General features: G+C 36.5%; 7 protein-coding genes. 6 read left to right on the plus strand and 1 reads right to left on the minus strand.

Annotation, left to right across the window (positions count from 1 at the left end):
• The first annotated feature begins 309 nt into the window (after positions 1–309).
• The 6 genes from BLS38_RS12735 (at position 310) to BLS38_RS12760 (ending at position 4,277) form a co-directional block, all read left to right on the plus strand.
• Positions 310–642 carry a plasmid mobilization protein gene (locus BLS38_RS12735; protein ID WP_092750195.1) on the plus strand — a complete coding sequence of 111 codons (333 nt, stop codon included), beginning with the start codon at positions 310–312 and terminating at the stop codon, positions 640–642.
• Positions 632–2,104, plus strand: coding sequence for a relaxase/mobilization nuclease domain-containing protein (locus BLS38_RS12740; RefSeq protein ID WP_092750197.1), 1,473 nt, complete (start codon positions 632–634; stop codon positions 2,102–2,104). Before BLS38_RS12735 ends, BLS38_RS12740 begins: the two co-directional genes overlap by 11 nt.
• A gap of 66 nt (positions 2,105–2,170) precedes the next feature.
• Positions 2,171–2,452 (plus strand): type II toxin-antitoxin system RelB/DinJ family antitoxin, encoded by a 282-nt coding sequence (locus tag BLS38_RS12745; protein WP_092750199.1) that lies wholly within the window; start codon positions 2,171–2,173, stop codon positions 2,450–2,452.
• Positions 2,439–2,768 carry a type II toxin-antitoxin system PemK/MazF family toxin gene (locus BLS38_RS12750; protein ID WP_092750201.1) on the plus strand — a complete coding sequence of 110 codons (330 nt, stop codon included), beginning with the start codon at positions 2,439–2,441 and terminating at the stop codon, positions 2,766–2,768. The genes BLS38_RS12745 and BLS38_RS12750 overlap by 14 nt, the downstream gene beginning before the upstream one ends.
• A 208-nt stretch (positions 2,769–2,976) precedes the next feature.
• Positions 2,977–3,921, plus strand: a complete 945-nt coding sequence (locus BLS38_RS12755) for a replication initiation protein (RefSeq protein ID WP_092750203.1) — start codon at positions 2,977–2,979, stop codon at positions 3,919–3,921.
• Complete coding sequence (locus BLS38_RS12760) at positions 3,915–4,277, plus strand: hypothetical protein (RefSeq protein WP_092750205.1); 363 nt, start codon at positions 3,915–3,917, stop codon at positions 4,275–4,277. The genes BLS38_RS12755 and BLS38_RS12760 overlap by 7 nt, the downstream gene beginning before the upstream one ends.
• A 33-nt stretch (positions 4,278–4,310) precedes the next feature.
• Here BLS38_RS12760 and BLS38_RS12765 read toward each other — a convergent pair whose 3' ends face one another.
• The gene (locus BLS38_RS12765; RefSeq protein ID WP_092750207.1) at positions 4,311–4,622 is read right to left on the minus strand and encodes a hypothetical protein; all 312 of its coding nucleotides are present in this window, start codon (positions 4,620–4,622) and stop codon (positions 4,311–4,313) included.
• Between the last annotated feature and the right edge of the window lie 51 nt (positions 4,623–4,673).

A 4,673-nucleotide genomic window follows, 5' to 3' on the forward strand; every position in this document is an offset into this window, starting at 1 on the left:
AAAACACAGTTTAATGTTCTTTCTATAGTTTCGTTCTCTTTCATTATTCTTCCTTTCTAATTTATATTTAATTTCTATTCTATCATTTTAATTTACTTTTGTTGCTTTTATATTGTTATAAATGGGCAAGGACACATAAAGGGTACTCTATACAAAAACTAAAGTTTTCGCTAGAGTTACCCTAATATGCCTTGTAAGGGAAGAATCCCTTAACCCTCTTTTCGACTTTTTGCACTGCGGTAAATTGCCTTGTCATGCAATTTGTCCTCATAAAAAAAGCCGACCCAATCCACCCAATTGGATTTAATCATGACCAAGAAGCCCGTTATTAAAAGACAAAAAGAAATCAAAATACGTCTGACCGAAGAAGAACACCAGGCACTCCTTGAACGCATGGAAGGGGCAGAACTAGCGACATGGATTAGAAACACATGCTTAGAAACAAAACTGAATAAACAACGCAAATACAAAGTTGCAGACCCACAGCTCCTTGCAGGACTCGGGCGAATCGGTGGAAACCTCAATCAAATTGCCCGACAAGCAAACACAGTAGATTCAGATATTGAAAAAATCAGAGCATTTGCAGAACTTGCAAGCATTAGAAGCCAACTGCAACGGATACTAGACCACTATGATCGTTAAATTTCTTGCCAATAGGGGCGGTGGTAGTGCAGGGGCAACAATCGACTACCTACTCGGTAAAGACCGAGATCGGGAAGGAGCATATCTAATCAGTGGCGATCCTGAACTTACCCAACGCATTGCCGATAACCTCGAATTTACCAATCGCTATACCGTAGGCGTACTGTCCTTTGAAGAAAAAAACCTAGCGACCCAACAAAAACAAAACATCATGCAAAGCTTTGAAGAAAGCCTCCTTGCAGGACTAGACAAAGACCAGTACGACATCACATGGATAGAACACACCGACAAAGACCGCCTAGAACTCAATTTTGTCATACCCAATGTAGAACTCAGCACAGGCAAGCGACTACAGCCCTACTACGACCAAGTAGACCGCCCATTGGTTGAAAACTGGAAACAAACCATAAACCACCAATACGGACTGACAGACCCACACGCCCCTGACAAAGCCCAAGCTATCAAGACCCTGAATAGCCAAAACCTACCGAAAACCGTTAAAGACATAAAACAGCAGATTGGCACAGCCATAGTCGAGCAAATCAGCACAGGTGCAATACAAAACCAAAAAGACGTTATTCAGACCCTAGAACACGCAGGCTTTGAAATCGCACGCCAAACCGACAGATCAATCAGCATTAAAAACCCTGACGGCAAAAGAAACATACGATTAGAAGGCATCATTTATGAAAATCGACAATTTGATCAACAATTTGCACAAGAACACAGCCGAGCAGGACAGGAATATCAAGATACAAGCCGAGAACGCTACCAAACAGCACATGGCAAGTTACAACGCCTTACTACAAAAAAATTTGAAGCAAACCGAGAACACTTTAGAAGAAAACCTACAGACCATCAAAGACCAACAGCCGAACATCAAAAAAGCTTTGCATTTGAATACTCTCAAGGGCGTAGTTTTGGGCGTACTGGTGACAATATTTCTGATCTTTCTAGGGATAACAGCATGGCTCGGCTATCAGATCAAAGAAAAAAAGCAGGAATTATCCGAAATCAATCTCAAGATCGAACAAACCCCTTTAGAGAAACAGGCTTTACACAAAGTCAGAATATTAGAAACACAGGACAAGAAATCTATCTTGATCATAGCGAGAAACAGCAAGAAAGCGGATGCATTCGAGAATACCAACGACCAAATGCTACTCAAACTAGAGAAGTAGGACAAACAGATGAACAACGACTTCATGAATCACTACAACGACACTTTGAACTTGTTAGAACAGCACTTGAACGAGCTAAAAGAAATCAATCAAAAACAGAGCGAGCAGATCGAAGCCTTGACCAATCAGAATCAAGCTTACAGCGAACAGAACGAGGAATTAAACAGAGCCAATACAGTGTTGAACAATCTCAACAAGCAATTACGAGATCAAATCAATACCTTGCTCAACAAGTAAAAATAGAAAAAACAAAAACAATAAGTCGAGGTATGGAACGCTAGACAATTTCAATAATTAAGAGTACATTTGCTTTATAAAAGTAATTAAATTGTAAAATAGGTGAGCCTATGGCAACAACAAATTTTAATATCAGACTTGATACTGAACTTAGAGATCAAGCCTTTCCAGTGTTGGAAGGTTACGGACTCAGTGCAGCACTGGCATTTAAATTGTTCTTAAAGCAAGTAGCTGAAACAAAAACGGTTCCCTTGTCTTTTGACTATGCAAAAAATTCAATGCGTAGTGTAGAAGAAGGCTATATGGCAATGGCATCTGATGAAGAAAGAGAAAGCGAAGCCCTAGAGTGGTGTAATGCGTTGAGCGAGGATATTGCTCATGCAGAGGGGTGAAGTTTGGTGGGTAGAGTTTGACCCTTCTGTCGGTTCAGAAATTAGAAAAAAACGCCCTGCTGTGATTGTGAGTAACAACCTTGCTAATAAACACGTTGCACGAGTGGTTGTTGTTCCACTAACAAGCAATACAGGGCGAGTTTACCCTGCTGAAGCTGTCGTTACAGTTGCAGGAAAGAGTGCGAAAGCAATGGCTGATCAGATTATGGCAGCAGATAAAAAGAGATTATCAAACAAACTAGACACACTTTCCGAAGCTGATTTAATCGCTGTTGAAGGTGCAATTAAGCTACATTTAGATTTAAATGATAATTAGAAACTAATATATATTTGTTAGGAAAATCAAATACTTTTAAAACATTTTAAACTGTGTTAGATTTCTTAAAGGCGAAAAAAAAGTAGGTCGGCAAACCTACTTTTTTCTCATTGTTTAACAAATACTTAAAGCATCTATAAACACTAATCTGATAATTAGTATTTTACTGATGTTTTGATTATTTGCAACCAATAGGACGTTGCAAAACGTGAAAAACATTCAATTAATCGATTTTTTTAATAATCTCGCACATAAACCGTACTGCTCAGATGAATTACTGTACGGATTAAAAATAAGACCAAAAACAACAGCAATCAAAATGCAGTACATACAAGGCAATCAGCCTTGCATGCTACATTATTTCTTTTTTGACTTAGATCGCTCCGAAGCTGTCATGGCTTGGCATGATGAAAACCTTCCAACTCCTTACTGGACTGCTCAAAATCCTAAAAATGGACATGCCCATATTTGCTACAAATTAGAAATTCCATTGTGTACTAGCGAATTTGGCAGTCAAAAAGCTATAAATTACGCATCAAAAGTACAGGCAGGGCTTGCTAATAAGCTAGGTGCAGACGTTGGCTATAGTCATTTGATTACTAAAAATCCCTTCCACCAAGATTGGCGAATTGAGTTTTGGAGCGAACGAGCTTACACACTCGATTATCTAGCTGATTTTGTCGATTTACCTAAGAAATTAACAAAGAAACAAGAGCAGTTAGGGCTTGGGCGTAACTGCACTCTATTTAATAATGTTCGTAAATGGGCATATAAAGCGATTAGAGAGCATCGAGGAAGTACTTATGATATTTGGCATGCAGAAGTATTAAAACGTTGCCACGAGGCTAATAATGCATTTTTAGAGCTATTGCCATATTCAGAGATAAAGGCAACAGCTAAGTCTATTTCTTGTTGGGTATGGCGTAATCATGATAAAGCTTATGCTAAATTTGTCGAACGTCAAGCCATTAAAGGGCGTCAAGGGGATTCCAGTTATGGGGGTAAAGCTAGGTCAGCACAGTATAATAATATTCGTGATGAAGCATTAAAATTACATATAGCTGGATTAAATAATACAGAGATTGCAGATAAACTAAGTGTTTCTAGAAGAAGTATTATTAGATGGCTAAATAATAGGACAATTAAATGTTAGAGCTAAAAATTTCAAGTATGTATATAGGTTCTTATGCAGATTTTCAAAAGCAAAATTTTGATAAGAATTTAATAGATATTGAACCAATACATCAAGATAATCATGGGATGGCTTTGGATAGTGCATTATTTGATGCAATTCTTTATATCGAAAACCATTGTGATTCAATTTTGACAAGTTTATTGGCTGATTGGTTAATGATTCAAGCAAGAAAAAATAACATCCCAGAATCATTTAAGTTGAATGGTAGAAAATTTCTTAAAGAAGAGTTAAAGAATAAAAAGTTATTAAATAAAATTCTTGAAGAAGAACTAAAAAGCAAAAAGCTAAAAAATAGGTGTGACAGTGCAACCTAAATCAGATAACAGCCGTTTGGGTGGTTGTTGTCTTCAATAGATTATTTTTTTGCTTTTATATTCGTTTTTTAATTCTTTAATCTCTTGTTTAATTTCTTCTAATTCTTCCCATATTATTTCGTATTGTTTATATTTTTTAAGTATTTCGATTGTTTTCTCTATTGATTCCTCATCTAAATAGTATGCATTCAGATACTTTATTGTTTCCTTTGATATATCTCCTGTTAGAATCCTATTGATTATTTTTCTTGCTTTTTCTCTAATTTCTTCAAGTTCTAAAAAATTATATTCTTCTATATTGAAAACACAGTTTAATGTTCTTTCTATAGTTTCGTTCTCTTTCATTATTCTTCCTTTCTAATTTATATTTAATTTCTATTCTATCATTTTAATTTA

Origin of the sequence: Acinetobacter boissieri (assembly GCF_900096955.1) — a bacterium.
GTDB lineage: Bacteria > Pseudomonadota > Gammaproteobacteria > Pseudomonadales > Moraxellaceae > Acinetobacter > Acinetobacter boissieri.

Bases quoted from the DNA above. Each gene is read 5' to 3' on its own strand.
- BLS38_RS12735 (WP_092750195.1), top strand. From the start codon at position 310: ATGACCAAGAAGCCCGTTATTAAAAGACAAAAAGAAATCAAAATACGT.
- BLS38_RS12740 (WP_092750197.1), top strand. From the start codon at position 632: ATGATCGTTAAATTTCTTGCCAATAGGGGCGGTGGTAGTGCAGGGGCA.
- BLS38_RS12745 (WP_092750199.1), top strand. From the start codon at position 2,171: ATGGCAACAACAAATTTTAATATCAGACTTGATACTGAACTTAGAGAT.
- BLS38_RS12750 (WP_092750201.1), top strand. From the start codon at position 2,439: ATGCAGAGGGGTGAAGTTTGGTGGGTAGAGTTTGACCCTTCTGTCGGT.
- BLS38_RS12760 (WP_092750205.1), top strand. From the start codon at position 3,915: ATGTTAGAGCTAAAAATTTCAAGTATGTATATAGGTTCTTATGCAGAT.
- BLS38_RS12765 (WP_092750207.1), bottom strand. From the start codon at position 4,622: ATGAAAGAGAACGAAACTATAGAAAGAACATTAAACTGTGTTTTCAAT.